Here is a 24,776-nt window from a genome sequence, read left to right on the forward strand (position 1 = left end):
AAAGCACCTTAGTCCACTATTACCTGCTTGGCGACCAATCCGGACCCTACAACTCAGGCAGCGTTTCTGGCTGCCGTCTGCTGTATCTGAAAGTACTCTTCAGGCCTGAACTCATCAACCTCGATGGCATCCATCGCCGCCTGATTGGCCGCTTTTAATGCCTCTCCCTCAGCCTTGCTGATGACCTTTGCTGACACAGCCTGATCAGCCAGTGCGTACGCTGTGCCGCGCGGCAGGTTCCGTTCTTTTTGAGCCTTGACGATTTTCTTCACGATGGGTTGCACTTCTGTGTACAAGCGGAAGGCCTTCAGCAGACGCCCCATACCGGGGGCGTCCTCGGCGAATGGCGCGATTCCCTGCGTCACTCTTGCGTATTGCTCGTTCATTAGCTGAATGGACGCTGCTGCCTGCTTCATGACCTTGTCTGAAGGCCCACGTGACAGTGGGTTCAGGCGCAGGAACAGGGCGGAAGGTCCGCGCAGCCACCAGCCTACAACGGGCACGTCAAAATTCGCGTGAATGCCTTCAAATGCCTCCTGAATCTGCGCCAGGGCGAATTCACAGCTGAACTGCACCAATGGGAGGTCTTCAGGCTTGTTGCCTTCCGCTTTGTAGCGGCGCAGTGCGGCCAGCGCCAGCACCTGCCAGGTCAGTGCATCAGCAAAACGCCCGCCCAGGCTTCCGCGTGCCTTCAGCTTGCCACCAATCAGGTAAAGTGCAAGATCGGCGAGCAGTGCAAAGCGCGATGAGGCCCATGCCAGCCGTCGATAATAGGTGGCCACCGGACCTGATTCCGGGCTGCCGGCGCTGAAACCACGCGTCAGGCCCCGCAGTTTGCTGCGACCAAAATTGCTGGTCGTGTGCCACAACCAACCCAGCAGCTTATTGCGGAATGCCGTTGCGTCGTTGTCTTCAACCGCTTTCACAAGCGGCAGAGCGTAAGGATGACAGCGGGTTGCACCCTGTCCGAAGGTGATCAGCGTCCGCGTCATGATGTTGGCACCTTCCACCGTAATGCTCACCGGTGCACTCGCATAACCGCCACCCAGGATGTTGTTCGGCCCCTGCATGACACCGGCACCGGAAAACACATCCATACCGTCGATCAGGCTGCGCTGCCCGTAGTCAGTGCTGCTGGACTTCAGCAAGGCAGACACCACCGGTGGCTGCTCTCCGGCATCCAGTGCGGAGCACGAGTAGATACGCGCGCCTTCAAACAGGTAGGCAAATGCGGCGATGCGGGCAACTTTTTCCTGCACGCCTTCCATCAGGCCAATCGGAATATCGAATTGATTCCGGATCATCGAGTAGGCGCCTGTTGCCGCAGCGGCAATCTTCATACCTCCAATCGCGCCGGCTGGCAGGGACACGGCACGTCCACCTGCCAACTGCTCCATCAACATGCGCCAGCCCTGCCCGGCATACTCTGGACCACCAATGATCTGATCCACGGGTGCCACCACGTCTTCGCCAATGATGGGGCCGTTGTAAAAGCTCATGCCGATGGGCAGGTGGTGATTGCCGGTGGTCAGGCCAGGCGTGCCTTTATGAAGCAGCATCACTGTAATACCAGGATACTCGCCTTTGCCGAGGAGGTTCTCCGGATCGTGCATCTGAAAGGCCAGTGAGATCAGGTTGGCAATCGGCGCGAGCGTAATATAGCGCTTGCGGAAATTCAGCTTAACCTTGATGACCCCGTCGTCGTCCTTGAAGACCACACCTTCAGCCTTGATGGATGCTGCGTCAGAGCCAGCTGTTGGTTCTGTCAGGCCAAAACATGGCACATACTCACCACTGGCCAGTTTGGGCAGATAGGCGTCCTTTTGCTCCTCAGTACCATAGTGCTTCAGTAGCTCGGCGGCACCCAGCGAATTTGGAATGACTACGAGCGTACCCACGGTGGGGTTGTAAGCGTTAATCTTGGCCATGATGGAGGATATGGCCAGTGTCGAAAACTCTTTGCCACCGTACTGCTTGGGAATCAACAAACCCATAAAACCCTGCTTTTTCAGGAATTTGATGACTTTATCGGGCACTTTCCGGGTTGTAACAACCTCATAGTTGTCGATCATGCGGCACAACTCTTCGACTGGCCCGTCGATAAATGCCTGCTCTTCCTCGGAATGCTGGTTATAGGGCTCAGCCAGCATCTTGCTGAAATCGGGATTACCGGAGAAGATCTGGCCATCCACCCAGACGGTGCCCGCCTCCAGTGCCTGTCGTTCGGTATCGGAGATACGCGGCAGCACATTGTTGTCGCGCATGAACTTCATGATTGCACCAAACATAGCTTCCTCTCACCTTGTCACAACAAATGAACAAAAACGTGTTATCCACATTGTACGCATTAAACGACCGATCGTCTTTATGAATATATTCACTTTTTTACAACACCATTGTTTTTCCGTCCAGGAGTAATAATGGTCGCTCTTGCTAAACTGTCAGTCGCTCTGCTGGGCCTGTGCGTCCCACTAGTGCTCACCGCCCGGAATCTGCAGACTGCCCCATACCCCGCTCCTGCGAACGAAACCCCTGAATACTGGTTGAACAGCGGCCGGCGGGCTCTGGAACAGGCGCTGGCGTTGCACTTTCCAAGACCTATAACACCAATCAGCAAACACCGGACTGTGCCGGCACCATGACAGCCATGATGAGCGGCATCAAGACACGTGCTGGTCTTATCGGCGTTAACCAGCATGTCAATCGGGCCGATTGCGCCTCATCCATGGGCAATGAGGTACCATCACTGATGCTGCAGGCGGCGAGGCATCTGACATCACTGAACCCTCGCTGCCGGAAATGGCACGCGCTGGGCTGGTAGAAGCATTTGTCAGTCTTGGCCCGCTCAGGCAGAATGAGGTAAGGAAGTTCTTTTCAGACTGAGTGAGGTCGCCATGACAGAGACGTCTGCCACGTCAGTACCCGAAGCCGTAGACGCCAATGCCAACAAGTTCCGACACTGGCGTCTGTCGCGTGATCGCGACAATATCATCTATGCCTATCTGGATCGTGAGGGAGAGCGCGTCAATTCGCTTTCCCGCGCCGTGCTTGAGGAGTTTGAGCAGCTTGTCGCGCTGGCTGAGACGTCTTCGCCGCGCGGCCTGGTGCTGATGTCCGGCAAAACCACTGGCTTTGTGTTCGGCGCCGACGTCAAGGAATTTGAAGGTTTCGACGACGCCAGCGCTGTGACACGCGAAATAGAGCGCGTCCACGAGATGTTCAACCGGCTTGAACAACTCAAGTGCATCACCGTCGCCGCAATTGAGGGCTACTGCCTTGGCGGCGGCCTGGAAATGTCGCTGGCCTGTGACTACCGTATTGCCAAAGATGTGCCGTCGACCAAGCTTGGATTCCCTGAGACACAACTGGGTATTTTCCCTGGCTTCGGCGGCTCGGTGCGATCAGTGCGGACCATCGGCGGCATCAAGGCCATGGAACTGATGCTGACGGCTCGCCAGATCAGTGCGCGCGCGGCCCGCTCGATTGGCCTTGTGGATCAGGTGATCGGTCGTCACGAAGAACTGCTCTGGGCGGCCCGTGACGCCGTTCTTAAAGGCAAAAAGCACCGCGGGCCTGGCCTGATGCGCAGCATGAGCAACGTCTGGCCGGTAAGATCGATTCTCGCAGGCCAGATACGCAAGCAGACCCAGCGCAAAGCGCGTCCCGAACACTACCCTGCTCCTTTTCGCTTGATCGATACCTGGCAGACCTATGGCGGTAACCGCAAGAAGATGATGCGGGAGGAGGCACGGGCTGTCGGTGAATTGATGGTATCGCCGACAGCCAAAAGTCTGCGTCGCGTCTTCCACTTGATGGAACGCCTGAAATCTCAGGGCAAGAATGTCGATTTTGCCGTTCGTCACGTTCATGTAGTGGGAGCTGGCACCATGGGCGGTGATATCGCCGCATGGTGTGTTCTGCGAGGCCTGACGGTCACTTTGCAGGACCGCGACATGAAGAGCGTCAGCGCAGCCATAAAGCGGGCCGAGAAGCAGTTCCAGAAAAAACTGAAGGACACTGCAAAGGTCAGGGCAGCGCTGGATCGATTGCGTCCCGATGTCGAGGCCGAATTTGTGGGTCAGGCCGACATTGTCATCGAAGCCATCTTCGAGAACGCCGAAGCCAAACAGTCACTGTTCAAGGATATTGCGCCAAAAATGAAATCAGGCGCGGTACTGGCTACCAATACATCCGCCATTCCGCTTGAGACGCTGGCCAGCGTGCTGGACGACCCAAGTCGTCTTATCGGCCTGCATTTCTTCAACCCGGTCGCAAAAATGCCACTGGTAGAAGTTGTATCCGGGCCAGAAACCTCTCAGAAAGAAGCACAGAAAGGAGCAGCCTTTTGCCAGCAGATCAGCCGTTTCCCACTGCCCGTCAAAAGCAGCCCCGGCTTTCTGGTTAACCGTGTGCTTGCGCCCTACATGATGACAGCCCTGCGATTGCATCGCGAAGGTGTGCCAGCCGAGGCGCTGGATGCTGCCGCCGAGGCCTTTGGCATGCCGATGGGGCCTGTCGAACTCGCCGACACAGTAGGCCTTGATGTCTGTCTGATGGTTACCGATGTGCTTCAATCCGACCAGGACGACGGTTTGCCTGAAAGCCCGGAAAAAGCATTTATCCAGAAGCTGGTAGATGACGGCAAACTGGGTAAAAAATCCGGACATGGCCTTTACCGGTGGGAAAAAGACAAACCCCAGAAAAACAGCAACAATGTGTCCGGGCACAACCTGGCCGAACTCGCCGAGAAGCTGGTCGATGCCTACATCAACGAGTGCCGTGCGGCACTTAATGATGAAGTAGTCAGTGATGCAGACCTGCTTGATGCAGGCATGATATTCGGCACTGGCTTTGCGCCGTTCAGGGGTGGGCCACTTTATTACCTGGAACACCAGGACGAGCAATATCGGATTGCATCGCCTTCGAATCAGGAGACATCCGAAAAAACGCCCGACGACAACGCGTCAGAAGAGCCTGAGCAGGAGACCGAAACCCGTGTATAACGCTGATGCAAATACGTCCCTTCGCAAAGTAGTCATTGCTGGCGGCGTGCGGCTGCCATTTTGTCGGTCAAACACGGCCTATGCTGAACTCAGCAATCTGGACATGCTGGCTGACACACTGCAAAAGCTCAGTGACCGCTTCGAGCTGTCCGGTAAAAAGATTGACGAGGTAGTCGCAGGCGCTGTAACCACACACAGCAAAGACTGGAACCTGGCACGTGAGGCAGTGCTGAGCACCGATCTGTCACCGGCCACACCCGGCATTACTCTGCAGATGGCATGCGGCACCTCGCTGCAGGCGGCCCTGATGTCTGCAGCAAAAATAGCCACCGGCCAGATCGACTGTGCGATCGCCGCAGGAACAGACACCACCAGTGATGCGCCGATCGTGTTTCAGCGACGCTTTGCACACCGCTTGATCAAAATGGGTCAGGCCCGGACCTTCAAGCAGCGGCTTGCAGCCTTCAAGGGTTTTGGACTTTCTGAACTTGCACCACGCCCGCCTGCCAATGGAGAGCCGCGAACCGGTCTTTCCATGGGTCAGCATTGTGAGTTGATGGCGCAAGAGTGGGGAGTGACACGCGAAGAGCAGGATCAACTGGCACTGGAAAGCCATCAGAAAGCCGCCGCAGCCTACGATGCCGGATTCTTTGATGATCTGGTGAGTCAGTATGAAGGCGTTGCTCGCGACAATAATTTGCGGGCTGACTCATCGCTGGAAAAACTGGCATCGCTGAAGCCGGCATTCGATCGCAAACACGGCACATTGACTGCTGGCAACAGCACACCACTGACCGACGGTGCTGCAGCAGTACTTCTATGCAGTGAAGAATGGGCTAAAGCCAACAATTTGCCCATACAGGCATACTTGACGGCCGGCCGCAGCAGTGCTGTCGACTTTGTGCATGGCGAAGGCCTGCTGATGGCACCTGCGGTCGCCGTCAGTGAATTGCTGCAGCAGGCAGGGCTGTCATTGCAGGACTTCGACTGTTATGAGATTCATGAGGCTTTTGCCGCTCAAGCCCTGTGCACACTCAAGGCTTGGGAAGATGACGACTTTTGCCGCTCCCGACTCAATCGGGACAAGGCCATGGGCGCTATCGATCGGGAAAAGATGAATATCAAAGGCGGTTCTTTGGCGTTTGGTCACCCCTTTGCCGCAACGGGTGCCCGCATTCTCGGCTCACTGGCCGCCATCCTCGAGGAGAAGGGCAGCGGCCGTGGCCTGATATCAATATGCACCGCTGGCGGCATGGGAGTTGCCGCCATCGTCGAGCGCCCGTAATCAGGCGCCCGAATGGCTGCTTTGATCGCGCTGGTAGATATCTGCCGATGCCAGCGCAGTCAAATTCAGGATGCCCCTGCCTGACACTGACGGAATCAGGATGTGCACTGGCTTCTCCAGCCCGTTAAGGAAAGGTCCGATCAGGCGGGCGTTTGTCAGCGAACGCAATAACCCCAGGGCAATACTGGCCGCGTCCATATTAGGCATGACCAGAATGTTTGCACGCCCCTTGATATTGGCGCCGTCAAACACAGTCGCGCGCATCTCAGGATTCAATGCGGTCAACGAGTGCATTTCCCCGTCTATCTGAACCTCTGGCAGTTCCATGCGCAGACGATGCGCAGCGCGCTTCATCTTGATCGCCGAACTATCTTCATAAGTTCCGAAGTTTGAATGTGACAGGAGTGCTACTACCGGTTCGATGTCGAATGACTGCTGCACAAAACGGACAGCATCCTTGGCAATCTCGACAACATCCTCTTCGGTCGGATCCACATTAACAAAGGGATCGGTCAAGAAAAGGGGGCCATCATCCATCAGCAATACACATATGGAAGAGAGGCGGCCTCCCGCCTTGGTAGATCGAATGATGGGCCGAATATCGTGCAGGTGCGTATCAAACCGCCCTACTTTGCCACACACCATGCCATCTGCCTCACCAAGTGCCACCATCAGGGCTGCAAGCACGGTGGTGTTGCTGTGAACAGCTGTTTTGGCTGCCTCGACCGAGACGCCTGAACGGCCGACATGCTGATGATAAAACTGCCAGTAGCGTTCGTGGACGTCAGCTTCCTCAGAGTTGAATACCTGGAAGTCCTTGCCCGGCTCCAATCGCAGACCAATCTTTTTTATCTTGTCATTAATGACCGGAGGCCGGCCGATCAGAATGGGTTTGGCGACCCCCTCGTCCACCACTGCCTGCATGGCAAGCAGTACATCGTCGTTTTCACCCTCGGCATAAACGATTCTGGCCGGGTGTCGGCGCGCCAGGTCTATATTGGGCTGCATGAACAGACGACTGCTGTTTACGTATGCACTGAGCTTGTTGCGATAGGCGTCCAGATCTTCAATTGGTCGGGTAGCGACACCACTTTTCATGGCCGCCTTCACGACAGCCAGTGGCACCTCTTCGATCAGGCGCGGATCGAATGGCTTGGGAATCAGGTACTCGCGTCCGAACTTGAGATCCTCGTCAATATACGCTTTGGCAACTGTCTCGGATACTTCCCGCAACGCAAGGTCAGCGATCGCCCGCACACAGGCTCGCTTCATTTCATCATTGATATGCGTGGCGCCACAGTCGAGTGCGCCGCGGAAGATGAACGGAAAGCACAGAACGTTATTCACCTGGTTCGGATAATCTGAGCGACCGGTGGCAAGAATGGCGTCAGGGCGGGCTTTACGCGCTTCCTCAGGCATAATTTCCGGAATCGGATTGGACATGGCCAGAATAAGAGGGTCACGTGCCATACTTTTGACCATCTCCGCATCCATGACACCTGGACCCGACAGGCCCAGAAACAGATCTGCATCTTTGATTGCATCACTTAAAGTACGATCTTCGGTATCAACAGCGAACTTTTCCTTCCAGGGGTTCATGCCTTCCTGGCGACCTTTATAGATCACCCCATTGCGGTCCAGCATCCGTACGTTATCTTTGCGCACGCCCATGCTCAGCAGCAACTCGACACAGGCAATACTTGCAGCGCCCGCACCTGAAGCAACCAGCTTAATGTCTTCGAACTTCTTGTTGACGATTCTAAGTCCGTTATAGACCGCCGCGGCCGCCACGATTGCCGTGCCGTGCTGATCATCATGGAATACCGGAATCTTCATGATGTCGCGCAGCTTGCGCTCGACCAGGAAACATTCTGGTGCTTTGATGTCCTCGAGGTTTATACCACCGAATGTCGGCTCCAGTGATGCGATGATCTCAACCAGCTTGTCGACGTCTGTCTCATTGATCTCGATATCAAAAACATCGAGGTCAGCAAATTTTTTGAACAATACCGCCTTGCCTTCCATGACTGGCTTGGCGGCCAGCGGCCCGATGTTACCAAGTCCCAGCACGGCGGTACCATTTGAAATAACCGCAACCAGATTGCCACGCGAGGTTAGACGCGCAGCTTCGGTGGGGTCTTCCACGATAGCTTCACACGCAAACGCAACACCGGGTGAGTAGGCGCGGGATAGATCCCGATTGTTCGCCAGTGGCTTGGTGGGACGAATGGCCAGTTTGCCGGGGACAGGTTCGGCGTGGTAGCGCAGTGCGCTGTCCTTGAAAGAGTCGTCTGACATGAATTCCTTCCTGATCCTTCACAGTAAAAAAGTTAACGACACTGTCGCTGCAATGCCCGCGATCCAGCTGACTCTATGACGTCCAACACACTGAACGATCGCTCGGACATTATAGCTGGCTATGAGCGTCAATGCAGCTTTCAGAATTTACGGGCAAGAACTCAGTATAGCGCAAATAAAAAAGGAGCCACCGGGGCTCCTTTTTTACAGTTTTTTAAAAAACTCTTACCAATCAGTTGCTTCCGTATCAGGGTCTGAGCTCAGGAAAGCAATCAGATCTTCATGATACTGCTCGGGATACTCAAAGTGCGGGTTGTGGCCGATGCCCGGATACTGATGAATATCAGCGTTCTGCAGCGTATTGGCAATATGCTGTGACTGCTCGGCAAAGTTCGGAGTCAGACGGTCATCCTGACCACCCAGCACCAATGCTTTGGTATCGATGTGCTGCCAGTCATAAACAACAGGATCGAAGTACAGAATACCCTGCTGCCATGCACGAATGCGGGCCAGCTTTGGCCATGAGTCAATCAGGGTCTGACCGTACTGCATCCGGACGAATTCCAGATATTCTGGTTGTATTTCAGTATTGTAGTACCGCATATGGTTGGCGAGAATGGATTGATAGCTGGTGCCAGTTCTCACACCCTCTGCCGCCTCATGGATATCGCGCCATGGGCGACCCTGGCGCTGATCGCTCATGCCAATCTGGTTGACCAGCACCATGTGTGTGGTGGTATCCGGATAGGTCATGGTGAAGCGCGCGGCCAGCATGCCACCCATGGAATGGCCCACGATGGCGGTCTGTTCAATTCCCAGATGATCCAGCAGTTTCTTGGCGTCCGCGGCGAACATGCTCAGATTGTAGGGGATATCCAGTTTTGATGATTTACCATAACCGACACGATCCGGCACGACCACCCGGAAGCCTGCCTCGGAGAGGGCGTCAATAGTCGGCGCAAACCCAATGCCACCAAAGTTCATACCATGGAACAGCATCACATTCTGACCGTTAGGCGTGCCAGTTGGTGCGACGTCCATGTATGCCATCACACCTTCCTGGCTGAAATGCTCGATGTCCATGAATTCGACTGGATGGGGGTATTCAATCTCCTCCATCATCTCCGACACGGGGCCCCAGTCGGCTGGCGGCTCATCCGGTGGTGTATAACCTTCCTGCGCAAACACAGGTTGGAAGGCCAGCCCGGCCGACATCGCTGCCGCGACGCTCAGACGGGTTATCAGTTTACGGAAGGGCATGTAAGTCTCCTGTTTTACTCAATTCTTATAGTTGGTAGTCGTATGTATCAGGGTAGCTCAGTGTACCTGAAACGGGATCAATTGACAGGTGGCCGCTCAGCGCGCCAGCTTCATGCCAACCCGCTTAATCTGTCCTTCGTCCATTGCAGCGATGGTCCAGACAAATCCCTGCCACTCGAGCTGATCGCCCAGTACTGGCTTACCACCCATGCGGCGGTTAAGGTACTCGCCAATCGTCTGTTCGCTGATATCAGTGCCTGGATGCAGACCATAGACCGGCGCCAGATCGGCAAGTCGGGCGGCGGCGTCCAGAATGAAGTCACCGAAGAACCAGTCATCCATGCCGCGAGCGGGTGCTTCGCTGAACAGCTTGCCCAGCGCTGGAAGGTCGTGTTCATGACCAACAATACACAGAATATCGTCAGCCAGAAGTCGTGTACTACCGGTAGGGTGCAGCAGCTCACGGCCGCGGAACAGCGCCGCAATACGTGTGCCCTCGGGCATGCGCAATTTGCGCAGCTCTCGCCCAATGCACCACTTTTCCGCCCCAAGCCGGTAAACAAACAGCTCCCATTCACTGGTCGGGTGTATCTCCAGCCCAGAACGCGAGATCGGCTGAGGCTGTGAAGGCACCTGCACCCGTGCCAGGCGGGTGGCCATCGGAATGGAGGCACCCTGGACGAGCAGCGACACCAGCACCACGAAGAAGGCCAGATTGAAGTATAGCTGCGACTCCGGCAGCCCTGCCATTACCGGGAACACAGCCAGAATGATGGGCACCGCACCACGCAGCCCCAACCAGGAGATATACCAGCGCTCGCGCCATTTGAAGCGGCTGAAAAATGCCAGGCTCAGCATCACGGCCAGCGGTCGTGCAACCAGAATCATCCACAGTGCCAGCAGCATGCCAGGCACTGCGATGGGTAGCAGCTCGCTGGGAGTCAGCAAGAGCCCCAGTATCAGGAACATGCCAATCTGACTGAGCCAGGCCAGACCATCCAGAACACTGAGAATGGAAACGCGGCTGCGCAGCGGCCGATTGCCCAGAAAAAGGCCACACAGATAAATGGCCAGGAAACCGCTGCCACCGGCATAGTTGGTCAGAGCGAACAGTAGCAAGCCCCCACTTACCGCTAGCAGCGGATATAGCCCATTGGCCAGCGTGGAGCGATTGATCAGTTTGAGCAGCAGCCATCCGCCCGCAATGCCGAACACAATACCGAAACCAAACTGCTGTGCCAGTTGAACGGCAAAGCTCAGCACCGAGGTCTGTCCTGCCTGTTGCACCTGCGCCAGCATGCCAATCAGCGTGACCGTCAGGAAGATTGCCATCGGGTCGTTACTGCCCGACTCAATCTCCAGCGTGGCCTTGACTCGCTCATTGATGTGTTTGCCACCCAGCAGCGAAAAAACTGCGGCGGCGTCAGTGGACCCGACGATGGCACCGATCAACAGTCCCTGTAACAGGCTGAGCTCAAATAGCCACGCGGCCACCAGGCCGGTGAGGCTGGCAGTAATGACAACGCCAAGGGTAGCCAGTGACAGAGCAGGACCGAGTGCGACTTTAAAGGTTGCCACCCGCGTGCGCATACCACCGTCAAACAGGATGACGGCCAGCGCGAGATTGCTGGCGATAAACGCCAGGGTATAGTCATCAAACTGTATGCGGCCTATTCCCTCTTCACCCGCGAGAATGCCAACACCAAGAAAGATGACCAGGATGGGAATGCCCAACCGGGATGACAGGGCACTGACCAGCACACTGAAACCCACCAGCAGTGCGCCAATCAGAAAAAGACTGTTGATGGACAGAAAATCCATGCTTACCCCGGGCTGTCGATTTAGCGTTGACTATCAGTTTAGCAGGCCAACCGCATCATGCGTGAAGTTGGCCAGGGCTTATTTTGCAGACAGTCAGGGTACAGGACAATGCCGGCGGTATCAGGCGCCGAAGGGGTGTCTGAGAATGATGGTCTCATCACGATCCGGACCTGTGGAGATAATATCCACCGGCGCCTCAATCACCTCTTCAATATACTTGATGTAGGCTCGGGCATTTTCCGGCAGCTCCTCCAGAGAACGAATGCCGACAGTCGACTCGCTCCAGCCCGGCAATTCCTTGTAGATCGGCTTCAGCTGCTCGTAGCGATCAACGGTCATCAGGCCGTTCTGTGCTTCATCCTGGCCCTCGTAGCCGGTGCAGACTTTGATGGACTCCAGTCCATCGAGCACGTCCAGCTTGGTCAGACAGATACCCGAAACGCTGTTGATGCGAATGGCCAGCTTGACGGCTGCGGCATCAAACCAGCCACAGCGACGATCACGTCCTGTTGTAGCGCCTTTCTCCATGCCTACTGTTGCCAGATGCTTACCGACATTATCGAACAGCTCGGTCGGGAAGGGACCGGACCCCACGCGGGTTGTATATGCCTTGGTGATACCAAGCACGTAATCCAGATACAGCGGGCCATAACCACTACCAGTGGCTGTGCCGCCTGCGGTTGTATTGGATGAAGTTACAAACGGGTAGGTGCCATGGTCGATATCCAGCAAAGAGCCCTGTGCACCTTCGAACATCAGGTTATCACCGGCCTTGCGGTGAGCGTGAATCAGGTCCACGGTATCCGCCAGCATCGGCCGCACCTGCTCAGCGTATGCCAGGCAGTCTGCCAGAGTCTTGTCATAGTCAACGGCGTCGACCTGATAGTACTGAGTCAGCATGAAATTATGGTACTCCATGACTTCACGCAGACGCTCCGCGAAATGCTCAGCATTAAAGAGTTCGCCGATACGAATACCGCGCCGGGCTACTTTGTCTTCATAGGCCGGGCCAATACCACGACCGGTGGTGCCGATCTTGCCGGCGCCAAGTCGCTGTTCACGTGCCTGATCCAGGGCCACATGGGATGGCAGAATGACAGGGCTGGCACCACTGATTTTGAGGCGTTCGCGCACCGGAATGCCTTGCGCTTCCAGTTGCCCGATTTCTTTGAGCAGGGCTTCCAGACTGACTACCACGCCATTGCCGATAACACAGGTTACGTCTTCGCGCAGAATACCAGAGGGAATCAGATGCAGAACTGTTTTCTTGCCACCAATCACCAGCGTGTGTCCGGCATTGTGTCCGCCCTGAAAGCGGGTCACTACCGCCGCCTGCTCAGTCAGCAGGTCGACAATCTTGCCCTTGCCTTCATCTCCCCATTGTGTGCCCAAAACAACAACGCTTTTACCCATGGTACTAATCTCTGTGCAAAAAATTTCAAACGGTAGTGGATGTCAGTGCGACCAACTGCCAGCCACCCTGCGGCGCGGCAATTATACGATGTGTGCACTGTAATTCATGCAGTAATTCTTCCGAAACAGTTGCCTCGTCGAGCTGTGTGATGACTATTGCACCACTGCCCCTGAGTGTTTCGATCTGGGCCAGCAACGCCGGATCCACGCTGGCAGGCGCCAGAACGCGCTGACCAGTCGCCATTTCCCGGGCGCTGAGCCGCGTCAGAATCTTCAGATCTGCGTCGAATCCCGACGCAGGGCGTGCTCGCCCGAATACCTGTCCGATATCATCGTAGCGCCCGCCTCTGGCGATGGCCTTGCCATATTGGGGGGTGTAAGCCGCAAATACGATACCGGTATGGTATTCATACCCGCGTAACTCCGACAGGTCAAATCCGACTGAAATAGATGGATCAAGACGCTGGCCCAGTGCGTCGGCAATACTCACGACTTCTTCCAAAGCTTCCCGCACCTGAGGTGGAGCGTGTGCCAGCGCTTCGCGCGCCTGATCCAGCACCTCGCGACCACCACTCAGGCGCGCCAGTGTGCGTAACATCTGCGCATGATTGGGATTGGCTATCTGCGCATCAACCCATTCATCGATATCGTTGTAGGCCTTGCGCTGCATGGCGTCGAACAGTTCGATCTCCAGCTCTTTGCTAAGGCCGGCGGCAGCAACCAGGCTGCGGAAAATGCCCACGTGCCCAAGCACAATGTGAATCGACCCGGCATCAGCCACTTGCAGCGTACGTGCCATTAGCGCAATCAATTCAATATCACAGGCGACACTCTGGTGACCGAACAGCTCCGCGCCAATCCGGATCGGCACGCGTGAGGTGAGTAGTCCCTGAGGACGTGTGTGCACAACACTGTCGGCATAACACAGGCGCACCGGGCCATTGCGATGCAGGTTTCTGGCATCGATGCGGGCAACCTGTGGGGTGATGTCAGCACGCAGGCCCATCATTCGCCCGCTTAATTGATCAGTCAATTTGAAGGTATGCAGATCCAGATCGTGAGAGGATCCAACCAGAAGTGAGTCCAGATATTCGATCAGAGGGGTCATGACGAACTCATAACCCCAACTTCGGTACAGATCGAGAATTTCGCGACGCAGAGTTTCCAGTTTCTGGGCTTGCGGGGGCAATAATTCCTCTACCCCTTCCGGCAAGAGCCAGCGGTCAGCGCGTGTCATGATGTCATCCTGTGTTCAAGCATTGCCCGACGAGTCCCGGCCGGGTTATCCGGGCCGGGACAAGCAGTCATGGCGTCTGGTCTTCTCTCATGTAGCGGAAGTAATCGCTGTCTGGTTCCAGCAACAGCACATCCTGTTTTGAAGAGAACGTATTACGGTAGGAGTTAAGGCTGCGCGTGAAGGCGTAAAACTCCTCATCCTTGGTGAATGCTGATGCGTAAATATTGGACGCCTGAGCATCTCCCTCACCGCGGATTCGCTCTGCGTCCCGGTAAGCTTCTACCAGCAGTACTGCTTCCTGACGATCAGCATCAGCTTCGATGCCAATGGCCAGCTCGTTACCACGAGAGCGCAGCTGCTGCGCTTCACGCTGACGCTCCGAGGTCATGCGCTCATAAACAGATGAGCGAACGTCATCGGGCAGGTCGATACGCTTGACGCGCACATCAATAACCTCAATGCCGTATTCGTCGGACGCGTAGGTATTGAGCTCCTGAGTCAGTTCCATCATCAGCGCATCACGCTGACCGGACACCACTTCCTGCAGGTCGCGCTCACCAAACTTGTTACGCAGACCGTCGTTCACCCGCTGCGCCAACAGCTGGTTGGCGCGTGTTTCGTCGCCAGATGTTGCCGTGTAGAAGCGCTGCACATCAGAAATTCGCCACATGGCATAGGAGTCCACCAGCAATGCCTTCTGCTCGAGCGTCAGGTAGCGCTGGGGAGACGAATCAACTGTCAGTACCCGCGCATCAAACTTGCGAACGGTATTCACATAGGGAATCTTGAAATGCAGTCCCGGTGGGATATCTGCCTCAACGATGTTACCGAAACGCAGCATCACGGCACGCTCGGTTTCCTTGACCACAAAAATCGAGTTGGCACCTACCAACACGGCAACAATAACAAATGCTCCAACAAAGATATTCTTCATGTACTGTTACCTCCTAACCGGCAGGTTCTGGACTCGCGAGCGATCCGACCCTGCCTGGGCATTGAGTTCACGCGTCACCTGGTCAGCCAGATCACGCAGCTGCTGGCTGTTCAATTGCAGTCGTCCTGACTGCTGCTCGCCAGATGCTGAATCCATGCTGCCTGACATCAGACGATCAAGAGGCAGGAACATCATGTTGTTACCGCCCTCCACATCAACCAGCACTTTGCTGGTATTCGACAGAACGTCTTCGATGGCGTCGATGTAAAGTCGCTGACGGGTTACCGATGGGGCTTGTTGATACTCGGTCAGCAATTGCTCAAAGCGGAAGGATTCACCCTCGGCCCGGGCAATCACTTCATCACGGTAGGCATTTGCCTGCTCTATGATTCGCTGCGCCTCACCGCGCGCCTCCGGAATCACCCGGTTGGCATAGGCGAGTGCCTGGTTCTGGGCACGCTGCTCATCTTCACGGGCGCGGATCACATCGTCAAACGCTGCCTGCACGGCAACCGGCGGCTGCGCGTTTTCAACGTTGACCTGAGTAACCATGATACCGGTCTGGTAATTCTCCATGTAGCTCTGGGTGCGTTCGCGAACTTCGGCAGCGACGTCTGCACGACCCTGAGTCAGAACACGGTCCATGGTGGTTCCACCTACCACGTGGCGAATCGCGGACTCGACGGCCTGGTCAAGACCGCGCTGAGGTTCACGAACCTGCACAACATACTGCACCGGATCATTTACCACATACTGCACAGACACAGACACAGTTACGATGTTCTCGTCAGTGGTCAGCATGTCGTTTGAGTAGGAACGGGTATTTACACGCGAGATGTTAACCTTGGTAACTTCGTCGATCAGCGGGGGATTCCAGCGCAGACCGGGCATCACCACTTCTTCACGCAACTCACCGAATCGGAGAACAACACCGCGCTCCGCTTCGTCGATCGTGTAGAAGCCCATTGCAGCCCAGACCACGGCTACCAGTACGATAACTCCGCCCAGCATGCCGGCAGATACGCCGGAACCACCGGAGCCTGAGGAGCCACCACCAGACCGACCACTTTTGCCGCCCAGCAGCGAGTTTACCTTTTTGCTCAGATTACGCAGCACCTCATCCAGGTCGGGCGGACCCTGATCGCCGCCACGACGACCGCCGCCACCACCACCACCCCCCCAGGGGTCGTTGTCGTTACCTTTGTTTCCAGGTTCGTTCCAAGCCATCGTTTACTCCATACCCAGCGAATGCCGGTCGATTTTAACGAATTATTGTCTATTAACCCAGCATTACTGCCGGTGATTAGCGCCTGTCGTCTTCCTGCAGCAGCCGTTCGAAGTCGGCACGTGGCATCTTGATCCCGAGCACAACCTGACCCTGCTCATCGACGCGTTCGGCGGTCACGGCCCCACGCGCGTAAAGCTTGGCTCGCAGCCGCCCCTGATCAGGCGCCAGTGTCAAATGCTGATTGACTATATCGTGACCCAGCATTTCGCTGATTGCTTGCAAGAGCAGATCAGCACCTTCACCAGTGCGGGCTGACATCCAGACACGCTGGGGTTGCCCCTGATCGTCACGATCGATGCGCGGTACGAATCCGTCCAGCAGGTCGATTTTGTTCAGAACCTGCACTGTGGGTATCTCATCCGCACCGATTTCTGTAAGAACTTCATGGACCTGTTCGATGTAATAATCATGATCTTCATTGGCGACATCAACGACATGAAGCAGCAGGTCCGCCTGGCTGGTCTCTTCAAGCGTCGCACGAAATGCCTCGACAAGCTTATGAGGCAAATGACTTATGAAGCCAACCGTATCGACCAGAATCGCCTCGCCGAAGGAGGGAACGTCAATGCGTCGCAGCGTCGCATCCAGCGTCGCGAACAGTTGATCGGCGGCGTAAATTTCCGCTGATGTCATGCGGTTGAAGAGTGATGATTTGCCCGCGTTGGTATACCCAACGAGCGAAACAATCGGAACCTCGGCACGCTTGCGCGAGCGACGACCCTGTTCACGCTGGGCACGCACCTTCTCCAGGCTCTTGTTGATATTCTTGATGCGCTGACGAATCATGCGCTGGTCAAGTTCCAGCTGGGTTTCACCCGCACCACGCAGGTTCACGCCGCCCTTCTGGCGATCAAGGTGCGTCCAGCCACGCTTCAGGCGAGTTACCGTGTGCTGCAGCTGCGCCAGCTCGACCTGGAGTTTGCCCTCGTAGGTTCTGGCACGCTGAGCGAAGATATCCAGGATCAGGCCTGTGCGGTCAAGCACCCGGCATTTGAGCGCTTTTTCAAGATTCCGCTCCTGGCTGGGGGACAGGGCGTGATTGAACAGCACCAGTGCTGCCTCATATTCCCTGACCGCAGCCGCTATTTCCTCGAGCTTGCCCTGACCCACAAAAGTCCGCGCGTCCGGCGTTTTCCGGCTGCCTTTAATAAAGCAGACTGGATCGGCACCGGACGACCTGACCAACTCTTCAAACTCTATCGGATCTTCCTGTTCTCGCTCGGAATCCAGGTCGATATGAACAAGAACGGAGGTCTCACCTCCTTCAGGACGCTCAAAAAACAATCATGCCCTCGATTCAGGCAATATTACCTGGTGCAGACTCATCGTCATCTTGGTTCAGGTCGCTGCCCTGGGTCGGGATCTTGACCGTTCGGGCCGGGACGACCGTGGAAATTGCGTGCTTGTAGACCATCTGGTTCACGGCGTTTTTCAGCAGGATCACAAACTGATCAAAAGACTCGATCTGGCCCTGCAGCTTGATGCCACTGACCAGGTAGATGGATACGGGAATACGCTCTTTTCTGAGCACATTCAGGAAAGGGTCTTGTAAGGAATGCCCTTTTGACATTGCTATTCTCCTTAAAATTTACGCTAAAACCGTGTTAACCAGCATTTGGGATCCGTCCAGCCGAACTAAGTTCCGTCACGGCTATGTCATCTAAGCGAAGATATGGAGGCAGCCTGGATGGTTTTCAAGACCTTGTCCAAAACGTCGCTGCTTTCACTGTCAAAGTCCGTCAGATCGGCCCAGCCTCTAAGCCAGGTTACCTGCCGTTTAGCCAGTTGCCGCGTCGCAATGATACCTCTTTCCAGCATCTCATCATAGCTGAATTCGCCATCGAGATACTGCCATACTTGACGATATCCCACGCACCGGACCGAAGGCATCGTGGTGTCCAGATCACCGCGCCTGTACAACCGCTCTACCTCTGCCACCAGGCCGTCGGCAATCATCTGCAAAAAGCGTCGTTCGATTTTCATATGCAATACGCTGCGCTGTGACGGCTGGATCGACAGGAACAGCAACGGCTCTGATGTAGCCGGCGAAGCCTGCTGTTCGTGCAGCTCGGACATGGGGCGACCACTGACCATAAAAACCTCCAGCGCCCGCTGCAGACGCTGGGGGTCATTGGGGTGAATGCGTTGAGCAGCCTGAGGGTCGACCTCGGCCAGACGCTGATGGACCGCGGGCCAGCCCTCTGCATCAGCAATCCTGATAATCTCATCACGCACCGCCTGATCAGCCGCCGGCATGTCTGCCAGCCCATCCCGCAAGGCCTTGAAGTAGAGCATGGTGCCACCAACCAGCAATGGCACTTTGCCCTGTTCGCGGATGTCCTGCATTTCCCGGCGGGCGTCAATGCAGAACTGAGCTGCCGAATAACTCTGCGCAGGATCCAGAAAATCGATGAGCCGGTGGGGCGCCAGTGCCAGTGTCGCCGCATCTGGCTTGCCCGTGCCGATATCCATATCGCGAAATATCTGTGCCGAATCGACGTTGATAATTTCCATGGGCAGTCGTTGGACGAGCTCTATTGCCAGCGCGGTCTTTCCGGAAGCGGTGGGTCCCATCAGGCAAATGGCAGGACAGTTTTCGGGCTGAAAACCTGCAAGATCAATTTTGGTGACTGGCATTGGCCTACCTGCCACGCAGGAAAAGTTTGTCCAGGTCACTCATACTCTGGTAGACCCAGGTGGGACGCCCGTGATTGCACTGTCCGCTGCGTTCGGTCTGCTCCATCTGGCGCAGTAGTGAGTTCATCTCGGGGATACTCAATTGCCGATTGGCGCGCACCGACCCATGGCAGGCCATGGTCGACAGCAACTCGTCACGATAGGCACTGATTCGTTCACTCTGGCCGTGCTCGCGAATATCAGACAACACATCGCGTACCAGCTGTTCAACATTTGCGCGGGCCAGCAGAGTCGGTACCTGGCGCACGACAATCGATTCTTCGGCAACTCTTTCCAGCTCGAAACCCAGCTCGGCCAGTGACTGTGACTGCTCCTCAGCACAATCCGCCTCGGCGCGACTGACCGCCAGAGAGACCGGCACAAGCAGCGGCTGAGCCTTGATGCCCTGCGTGTCGCAGGCGGTTTTCATGCGTTCATAGGTGATGCGTTCGTGCGCAGCATGCATATCCACAACAATCAGCCCTTCAGCATTCTGCGCCAGAATGTAGACGCCGTGCAGCTGCGCCAGGGCAAATCCGAGTGGCGGAACTTCCTTGTCTTCACCCAGGCTCTGATAGAGCGCCGCCTGGTCAGCCAAGACGCGACTGTTGCTGCTTGCCCCGCTGTAACTGGAAAAGCGCTGAGCACTGTTTTGCGACACCGGCGCAGAATCAGTATGGAGAATTTCGCCCGTGCTCTGATCAACACGCAAGCCCAGGGATGCCTGCTCAACCGGCTTCTGCCAGTTGTCAGCGCTCGACTGCCCCATGACATTATCGTCGCGATCTGACGAGCCCTGCATGTGATCGCTGGGGCGCACATCGGCCAGGGCCTTGTGTAATGAGCGGAACAGAAAGTCATGAACCAGGCGCTGGTCACGGAATCGCACCTCATGCTTGGTCGGATGAACATTGACATCGACCAGCGATGGCTGCAGCTCCAGGTATAAAACAAACGCCGGATGCCGGCCGCCAAACAGCACATCACGGTACGCCTGCTTGATAGCATGCGAGACCAGCTTGTCGCGTATCACACGGCCATTGACGTAAAAGTACTGCAGGTCTGGCTGACTGCGCGAAAACGTCGGCAAACAAACCCAGCCCCACAAACGCAGACCGGATGCTTCCATCTCGATAAAAACAGCATGCTCCAGAAATGCAGGCCCACAGACCAGGCCAATGCGTCGCTGTTTCTCCTGAATAGTCTGCGCGGGCTGCAGTTGATGCACCGTGCGCTGGTTGTGACGCAGGGTCACTCCGACATCAAAACGGCTCAGCGCAATACGTTTGACAACCTCATCAATCCGGCCGAACTCCGTATTTTCAGTCCGCAGAAATTTTTTGCGCGCCGGTGTATTAAAAAACAGATCACGAACTTCAACGCTGGTACCTTGCGGGTGTGGCGCCGGGCTAAGCGTGGCAGTCATTTCCTGTCCTGCTGCTTCGACCTGCCAGCCACCCTCTTCCTGGGCGTGCTCAGACCTGGAGACCAGCATCAGTCGCGAAACCGAGCTGATACTGGCCAGAGCCTCACCACGAAAGCCCAGGCTTTCTATGTTCTCCAGATCGTCCAGCTCGACAATCTTGCTGGTGGCGTGACGGCTCAGCGCCAGCGTCAGGTCGTCGCGGGGAATGCCCGTCCCGTTGTCGCGAATCCGGATCAGCTTGCTGCCGCCCTGCTCGACCTCAACATCTACACGGCTGGCCCCTGCATCGAGGCTGTTCTCCATCAGTTCCTTGACGACCGAGGCTGGGCGCTCGACGACCTCGCCGGCCGCAATCTGGTTGGCCAGACGTTGGCTGAGCAGTGCAATGCGTTTCATGGGTAAACCTGTTGTTACGATGCCGGGATGATCAGGATCTGACCGACCCGAATTGTATCACCCCTGAGCTGATTGGCCTCGCGCAATCGCGACAGACTGACCTGATAGCGGTCGGCAATACCGGAGAGCGTCTCACCCCGGCTGATGGTGTGTTCGTAAACGGTCGGTGGCGCAGACAGCGCGATTGTCTGCGGCCCGCCGCCCGGAATCAGCAGGCGTTGACCAACATGAATAGTGTCGCCACTCAGGCTGTTGGCGGCACGCAGTTGGGCCAGACCGATATTGTGGCGCTGCGCAATCATGGAGAGACTGTCGCCACGGACCACAACATACTGCCGATCCGGCCCCTGATTATTGGCCTTTTGCCATGCCAGTAGCGAGCCTTCCGGCGGGCGTTCGTAAAAATAGTTCATGACACCCTGGACGATGGCGTCGGCCAGACGCTGCTGGTAAGCAGGCGAGGTGAGTTTTCGAGCCTCGCTCGGATTGGAAAGATAGCCGGTTTCGATCAGCAGTGACGGGATGTCTGGCGAGCGCAGCACCCAAAGATTGCCCTGCTGGGGCTTGTCGCGACGCAGGGTGGCGACCTGACCCAGAGAATTTAAGATGTAGGAGCCGGCCGCCATGCTTTGCTCAATACTCCAGGACATGGAGATATCCAGCAGCGTCAATGCCAGATCATCCTCAAAGTCGCGCAGACTGGTGTCACCGGCGCTGCCACCCAGCAATGCGGCAGAGTTTTCTTTCTCGGTGACCCGACGGATATTTTCGTCTTCGGCGGTGGTTTGCGACAGCGCGTAGACCGTTATGCCCTCGGCTCGGGAGGTGCTGTAGGAATCTGCATGGATGGACAGGAATATGTCGGCCCGATTGTCACGTGCCAGCATCGGGCGCTCCTGCAGCTGCACATGGATATCTGCATTGCGAATCATTACCGGCTGGTAGCCCGGCAGTGAGCGCAGGCGATCACTGATTGCCTGCGAAATTGCCAGCGCCACGTCTTTCTCGCGGATTCGCCCATCATAGCCGATGGCACCGGGATCGCGGCCACCGTGTCCGGCGTCAATCGCCACGACGATATCCCGGAGGCTCACCGTGTTCTGCTCAACGGCTGCTGGCGTGCTGACCATCTGTGCGGGCGGCGGCACTTCGCGATCAAGCCCGTAAAGATCGATCACCAGCCGGTCGCCGGCCTCAACATCAGGCGGCAGCAAGTAGCTGCTCGGGTTAACCGCTTCGGCCATATCCAGCACGATTCTGGTGTCGGTCTGGTTGCGCGCAGCGCTGCGGATATTGCGCACCGGTACATCAGTCAGGGGAACGCGACCCGTATCGACTCGCAATTGGGAGCGTTCGATGTCGATCACGACACGATGCGGGTTATCAAGTACAAACACTGAGTACTGGGCTGGTTCACTCAGGTCCAGCACGACCCGTGTGTAGTCAGGTGACTGCCAGACGCGCAGATCGTCAATATCAGCGGCCAATACCGCACCGCTCATCAGAGCCGACAGAAGCAGTAAAACCAGGCGGGACGCTGCAGATTTTCGGTCAGCATGATTCGAACGACAGAAGACATGGCCTCTGACGTTTCTGACATGACACTGGAAAACTGCTGCCTGCGATCGCATCGACCGTAACCCTGCTCATAGCTGCTTCAGCGAGCGGGGCTATGCGGCCACACGACTCGCTCCATAATTTCTCGACCTGCCTGCGTCGTTGCACGACACTGAATCTGCCGTCCGCGCTGTTTCACTCCCGGACCACTGGACAAGGTCAACTCGATGTCCGGCAGCGGCAAAAATCCTTTGCCTTTCTCAGCCCATTCGATCACGCAGACCGCGGGCGGCTGGAAGTAGTCGTCAACGCCCAGGAATTCTACCTCTTCAGGATCTGATAGTCTATACAGATCAAAGTGATAGAGGGGAAACTGAAAATCTTCGTAAGGTTCTACCAGCGTGTAGGTCGGACTTTTCACTGCGCCCTGATGCCCGAGGGCCCTGATCAGTCCGCGACTGAGTGTCGTCTTACCCATACCGAGATCACCGTGCAGGTAGACAACAGCGCCATGTCCGGCAGCAGCACTGACACTTATCGCATTGGCCAACACAGCACCAAACTTCTCGGTCTGGCCTTCTGTTTCAAGATAGTAACTACTCACATTCATGCCAGGCTATCCTGCTTTTTATTGAGCAGCTTGCGGAAAGTGGCGGGCAGGTCACTGGCCAGGAGGCCGCGCTCGCCGAATTGCGCCGCCAGCAAATCTGCTGCCTTTGCGTGCAGACACACCGCCAGCCGGGCGGCGTCGGCAGAGGGCAGTCCCTGAGCCAGCAGCGCCACCATAAACCCTGACAGCACGTCGCCCATGCCGCCTGATGCCATGCCCGGATTACCATGCATGCATACATCAATCACATCCGAATCGGGGAAAGCCAGAAGAGATCCCGCTCCTTTCAACAGACAGACCGTACCCGCCAAAGACTGCAACTTGCGAACCGCGGCGAAACGATCAGACTGGATTTCCGCCACGCTACAGCCCAGTAGCCTGGCGGCCTCGCCAGGATGAGGCGTGATGACCCAGCGCGCTCGCGCCTCAGCCGGCGCCAGATCACCCCAGGCCAGTTTTTGCATAGCCAGCAGATTCAGCGCATCAGCATCCAGAACCAGCGGTGCGCCAGCGTCAGCCACCCAATCCAGAATTTCGCGCAATACATTGATTGACCAATCACTTTTTCCGAGCCCGGGGCCAATTGCCAGTGCGCTGGCCTGAGTGAGCAGTGATCGCAACGCTGCGCCCTGCAGGACATGCCAGTCATCCACTGGCTGAACCATTACCTCGGGCTGGCGTACCAGCATCGCTGTTCGATGCTGGCTTCGCGTCAGCAGGGTTACTGTGCCGGCTCCCCCCCGGACTGCAGCGCCAGCCGTCAGGAGCGCAGCACCACCAAAACCGTCATCGCCTCCGACTACCACCGCACGGCCAGCCGCACCTTTGTGGGCGCTCTTTGCGCGGGGTTGCAATGCCTCAAGAGCATCATCAGCGAAAATGGCGCGCGCGACTGGTGGCCAGCTCGCTGTCATGTTACCAAGACGTTCAGGCAGGCCAAGATTGTCGAAGCAATGCCTTCCGCAGTAGTCGACAGCATCCCCGGTATACAGCCCCTGAGTCCGGGCGATGAAACTGATGGTCGCGCTGGCGCGAACTGCCACGTCCTTGACCGACCCTGAATCGGCATTGACGCCGGTGGGCTGATCGATGGCCAGCACAGGAAGATCCAGTGAATTGACACATTCAGTGGCAGCCAGGAAGTCACCCGTCAGGCCAGCGCGCGCCCCATTGCCAAGCATGGCATCAACAATCACCACTGACGCCGACTCGGAGCGGCAATAATTATAAAAATCATCATCTTGCCAGGGCTTAATGGCGACTTCAGACTGCCTTGCCAGTTGCCACGCCTGAGCAGCAGCACCCTTCAACCTTGAACTGTCGACCATCAGGAACGCTGTCACGTCCAGCCCCTGTTCACGGGCAAGTGAGGCCATCACAAGGCCGTCCCCACCGTTATTGCCTGGACCGCACAACACGGCAATCCGCTCGGCATCGGGCCACAGTTTCTGCATCTGTCGCCATGCTGAGGCGGCGGCCTGACACATCAGATCAAACGCATCAATGCCGGAGGCGATGGCTCTGGCATCCATATCCCGAATCTGGTCGGTACTGTAGAGCAGCTCCGCCATG

The 24,776-nt window shown here is 56.4% G+C and carries 18 protein-coding genes and 1 pseudogene; 3 read left to right on the forward strand and 16 right to left on the reverse strand.

What is annotated here, in order from left to right:
* Positions 1-53 precede the first annotated feature (53 nt).
* A complete protein-coding gene (locus tag LVD14_RS00410) occupies positions 54-2,288 on the reverse strand; it encodes an acyl-CoA dehydrogenase (protein ID WP_237132052.1) in 2,235 nt (744 codons plus the stop codon).
* A gap of 251 nt (positions 2,289-2,539) precedes the next feature.
* Between LVD14_RS00410 and LVD14_RS15500 the strand changes: the two genes are divergently transcribed.
* The 3 genes from LVD14_RS15500 (at position 2,540) to LVD14_RS00425 (ending at position 6,288) form a co-directional block, all read left to right on the forward strand.
* Positions 2,540-2,821, forward strand: coding sequence for an alkaline phosphatase (locus tag LVD14_RS15500; RefSeq protein WP_317622687.1), 282 nt, complete (start codon positions 2,540-2,542; stop codon positions 2,819-2,821).
* A 73-nt stretch (positions 2,822-2,894) separates the two neighbouring features.
* On the forward strand, positions 2,895-5,003 hold the full coding sequence (locus LVD14_RS00420; protein WP_237132053.1) for a 3-hydroxyacyl-CoA dehydrogenase NAD-binding domain-containing protein: 2,109 nt from the start codon (positions 2,895-2,897) through the stop codon (positions 5,001-5,003).
* Positions 4,996-6,288 (forward strand): acetyl-CoA C-acetyltransferase, encoded by a 1,293-nt coding sequence (locus LVD14_RS00425; protein ID WP_237132054.1) that lies wholly within the window; start codon positions 4,996-4,998, stop codon positions 6,286-6,288. Before LVD14_RS00420 ends, LVD14_RS00425 begins: the two co-directional genes overlap by 8 nt.
* Here LVD14_RS00425 and LVD14_RS15505 read toward each other — a convergent pair whose 3' ends face one another.
* From LVD14_RS15505 to LVD14_RS00495, 15 genes and pseudogenes are all read right to left on the reverse strand, one after another.
* Positions 6,289-7,386 carry a phosphate acyltransferase gene (locus tag LVD14_RS15505; RefSeq protein ID WP_317622688.1) on the reverse strand — a complete coding sequence of 366 codons (1,098 nt, stop codon included), beginning with the start codon at positions 7,384-7,386 and terminating at the stop codon, positions 6,289-6,291. It lies immediately after the preceding gene.
* Positions 7,360-8,586: pseudogene (locus tag LVD14_RS15510) on the reverse strand (malic enzyme-like NAD(P)-binding protein); the annotation flags it as partial. The gene LVD14_RS15505 and the pseudogene LVD14_RS15510, both read right to left, overlap by 27 nt.
* 225 nt (positions 8,587-8,811) lie before the next feature.
* On the reverse strand, positions 8,812-9,846 hold the full coding sequence (locus LVD14_RS00435; protein ID WP_237132056.1) for an alpha/beta fold hydrolase: 1,035 nt from the start codon (positions 9,844-9,846) through the stop codon (positions 8,812-8,814).
* Positions 9,847-9,942: 96 nt separating this feature from the next.
* Positions 9,943-11,667 carry a potassium/proton antiporter gene (locus tag LVD14_RS00440; RefSeq protein WP_237132057.1) on the reverse strand — a complete coding sequence of 575 codons (1,725 nt, stop codon included), beginning with the start codon at positions 11,665-11,667 and terminating at the stop codon, positions 9,943-9,945.
* 120 nt (positions 11,668-11,787) lie between these two features.
* Entirely contained in the window at positions 11,788-13,080 is a 1,293-nt protein-coding gene (locus LVD14_RS00445) for an adenylosuccinate synthase (RefSeq protein WP_237132058.1), read from the reverse strand.
* 25 nt (positions 13,081-13,105) lie between these two features.
* A complete protein-coding gene (locus tag LVD14_RS00450) occupies positions 13,106-14,317 on the reverse strand; it encodes an ATP phosphoribosyltransferase regulatory subunit (protein WP_237132059.1) in 1,212 nt (403 codons plus the stop codon).
* 67 nt (positions 14,318-14,384) lie between these two features.
* Positions 14,385-15,251: a protease modulator HflC gene (hflC, locus tag LVD14_RS00455; protein WP_237132060.1), complete on the reverse strand. Its 867-nt coding sequence runs from the start codon at positions 15,249-15,251 to the stop codon at positions 14,385-14,387.
* A gap of 6 nt (positions 15,252-15,257) precedes the next feature.
* The gene (gene hflK, locus LVD14_RS00460) at positions 15,258-16,478 is read right to left on the reverse strand and encodes an FtsH protease activity modulator HflK (protein WP_237132061.1); all 1,221 of its coding nucleotides are present in this window, start codon (positions 16,476-16,478) and stop codon (positions 15,258-15,260) included.
* A gap of 76 nt (positions 16,479-16,554) precedes the next feature.
* Positions 16,555-17,823 carry a ribosome rescue GTPase HflX gene (hflX, locus tag LVD14_RS00465; protein ID WP_237132062.1) on the reverse strand — a complete coding sequence of 423 codons (1,269 nt, stop codon included), beginning with the start codon at positions 17,821-17,823 and terminating at the stop codon, positions 16,555-16,557.
* Between the two features lie 13 nt (positions 17,824-17,836).
* Positions 17,837-18,109, reverse strand: a complete 273-nt coding sequence (gene hfq / locus LVD14_RS00470; RefSeq protein ID WP_237132063.1) for an RNA chaperone Hfq — start codon at positions 18,107-18,109, stop codon at positions 17,837-17,839.
* Positions 18,110-18,195: 86 nt separating this feature from the next.
* Positions 18,196-19,176 carry a tRNA (adenosine(37)-N6)-dimethylallyltransferase MiaA gene (gene miaA / locus LVD14_RS00475; RefSeq protein WP_237132064.1) on the reverse strand — a complete coding sequence of 327 codons (981 nt, stop codon included), beginning with the start codon at positions 19,174-19,176 and terminating at the stop codon, positions 18,196-18,198.
* Positions 19,177-19,180: 4 nt separating this feature from the next.
* On the reverse strand, positions 19,181-21,037 hold the full coding sequence (mutL, locus tag LVD14_RS00480; protein WP_237132065.1) for a DNA mismatch repair endonuclease MutL: 1,857 nt from the start codon (positions 21,035-21,037) through the stop codon (positions 19,181-19,183).
* A 14-nt stretch (positions 21,038-21,051) separates the two neighbouring features.
* Positions 21,052-22,668 (reverse strand): N-acetylmuramoyl-L-alanine amidase, encoded by a 1,617-nt coding sequence (locus LVD14_RS00485; protein WP_237132066.1) that lies wholly within the window; start codon positions 22,666-22,668, stop codon positions 21,052-21,054.
* A 26-nt stretch (positions 22,669-22,694) separates the two neighbouring features.
* Positions 22,695-23,204 carry a tRNA (adenosine(37)-N6)-threonylcarbamoyltransferase complex ATPase subunit type 1 TsaE gene (gene tsaE / locus LVD14_RS00490; protein ID WP_237132067.1) on the reverse strand — a complete coding sequence of 170 codons (510 nt, stop codon included), beginning with the start codon at positions 23,202-23,204 and terminating at the stop codon, positions 22,695-22,697.
* On the reverse strand, positions 23,201-24,775 hold the full coding sequence (locus LVD14_RS00495; RefSeq protein ID WP_237132068.1) for an NAD(P)H-hydrate dehydratase: 1,575 nt from the start codon (positions 24,773-24,775) through the stop codon (positions 23,201-23,203). The genes tsaE and LVD14_RS00495 overlap by 4 nt, the downstream gene beginning before the upstream one ends.
* Position 24,776 lies beyond the last annotated feature (1 nt).

This window comes from Pseudohongiella sp. O18, from assembly GCF_021729085.1.
In the GTDB taxonomy this organism is placed as follows: Bacteria; Pseudomonadota; Gammaproteobacteria; order Pseudomonadales; family Pseudohongiellaceae; genus Pseudohongiella.

Excerpts from the sequence above, each read along its gene's own strand:
- LVD14_RS15505 (WP_317622688.1), bottom strand. The coding sequence starts at position 7,386 with ATGAAAAGTGGTGTCGCTACCCGACCAATTGAAGATCTGGACGCCTAT.
- LVD14_RS00440 (WP_237132057.1), bottom strand. The coding sequence starts at position 11,667 with ATGGATTTTCTGTCCATCAACAGTCTTTTTCTGATTGGCGCACTGCTG.
- LVD14_RS00420 (WP_237132053.1), top strand. The coding sequence starts at position 2,895 with ATGACAGAGACGTCTGCCACGTCAGTACCCGAAGCCGTAGACGCCAAT.
- LVD14_RS00495 (WP_237132068.1), bottom strand. The coding sequence starts at position 24,775 with ATGGCGGAGCTGCTCTACAGTACCGACCAGATTCGGGATATGGATGCC.
- LVD14_RS00485 (WP_237132066.1), bottom strand. The coding sequence starts at position 22,668 with ATGCGATCGCAGGCAGCAGTTTTCCAGTGTCATGTCAGAAACGTCAGA.
- LVD14_RS00410 (WP_237132052.1), bottom strand. The coding sequence starts at position 2,288 with ATGTTTGGTGCAATCATGAAGTTCATGCGCGACAACAATGTGCTGCCG.
- hflC (WP_237132060.1), bottom strand. The coding sequence starts at position 15,251 with ATGAAGAATATCTTTGTTGGAGCATTTGTTATTGTTGCCGTGTTGGTA.
- LVD14_RS00450 (WP_237132059.1), bottom strand. The coding sequence starts at position 14,317 with ATGACACGCGCTGACCGCTGGCTCTTGCCGGAAGGGGTAGAGGAATTA.
- hflK (WP_237132061.1), bottom strand. The coding sequence starts at position 16,478 with ATGGCTTGGAACGAACCTGGAAACAAAGGTAACGACAACGACCCCTGG.
- hfq (WP_237132063.1), bottom strand. The coding sequence starts at position 18,109 with ATGTCAAAAGGGCATTCCTTACAAGACCCTTTCCTGAATGTGCTCAGA.
- LVD14_RS00435 (WP_237132056.1), bottom strand. The coding sequence starts at position 9,846 with ATGCCCTTCCGTAAACTGATAACCCGTCTGAGCGTCGCGGCAGCGATG.
- miaA (WP_237132064.1), bottom strand. The coding sequence starts at position 19,176 with ATGCCAGTCACCAAAATTGATCTTGCAGGTTTTCAGCCCGAAAACTGT.
- mutL (WP_237132065.1), bottom strand. The coding sequence starts at position 21,037 with ATGAAACGCATTGCACTGCTCAGCCAACGTCTGGCCAACCAGATTGCG.
- LVD14_RS00445 (WP_237132058.1), bottom strand. The coding sequence starts at position 13,080 with ATGGGTAAAAGCGTTGTTGTTTTGGGCACACAATGGGGAGATGAAGGC.
- tsaE (WP_237132067.1), bottom strand. The coding sequence starts at position 23,204 with ATGAATGTGAGTAGTTACTATCTTGAAACAGAAGGCCAGACCGAGAAG.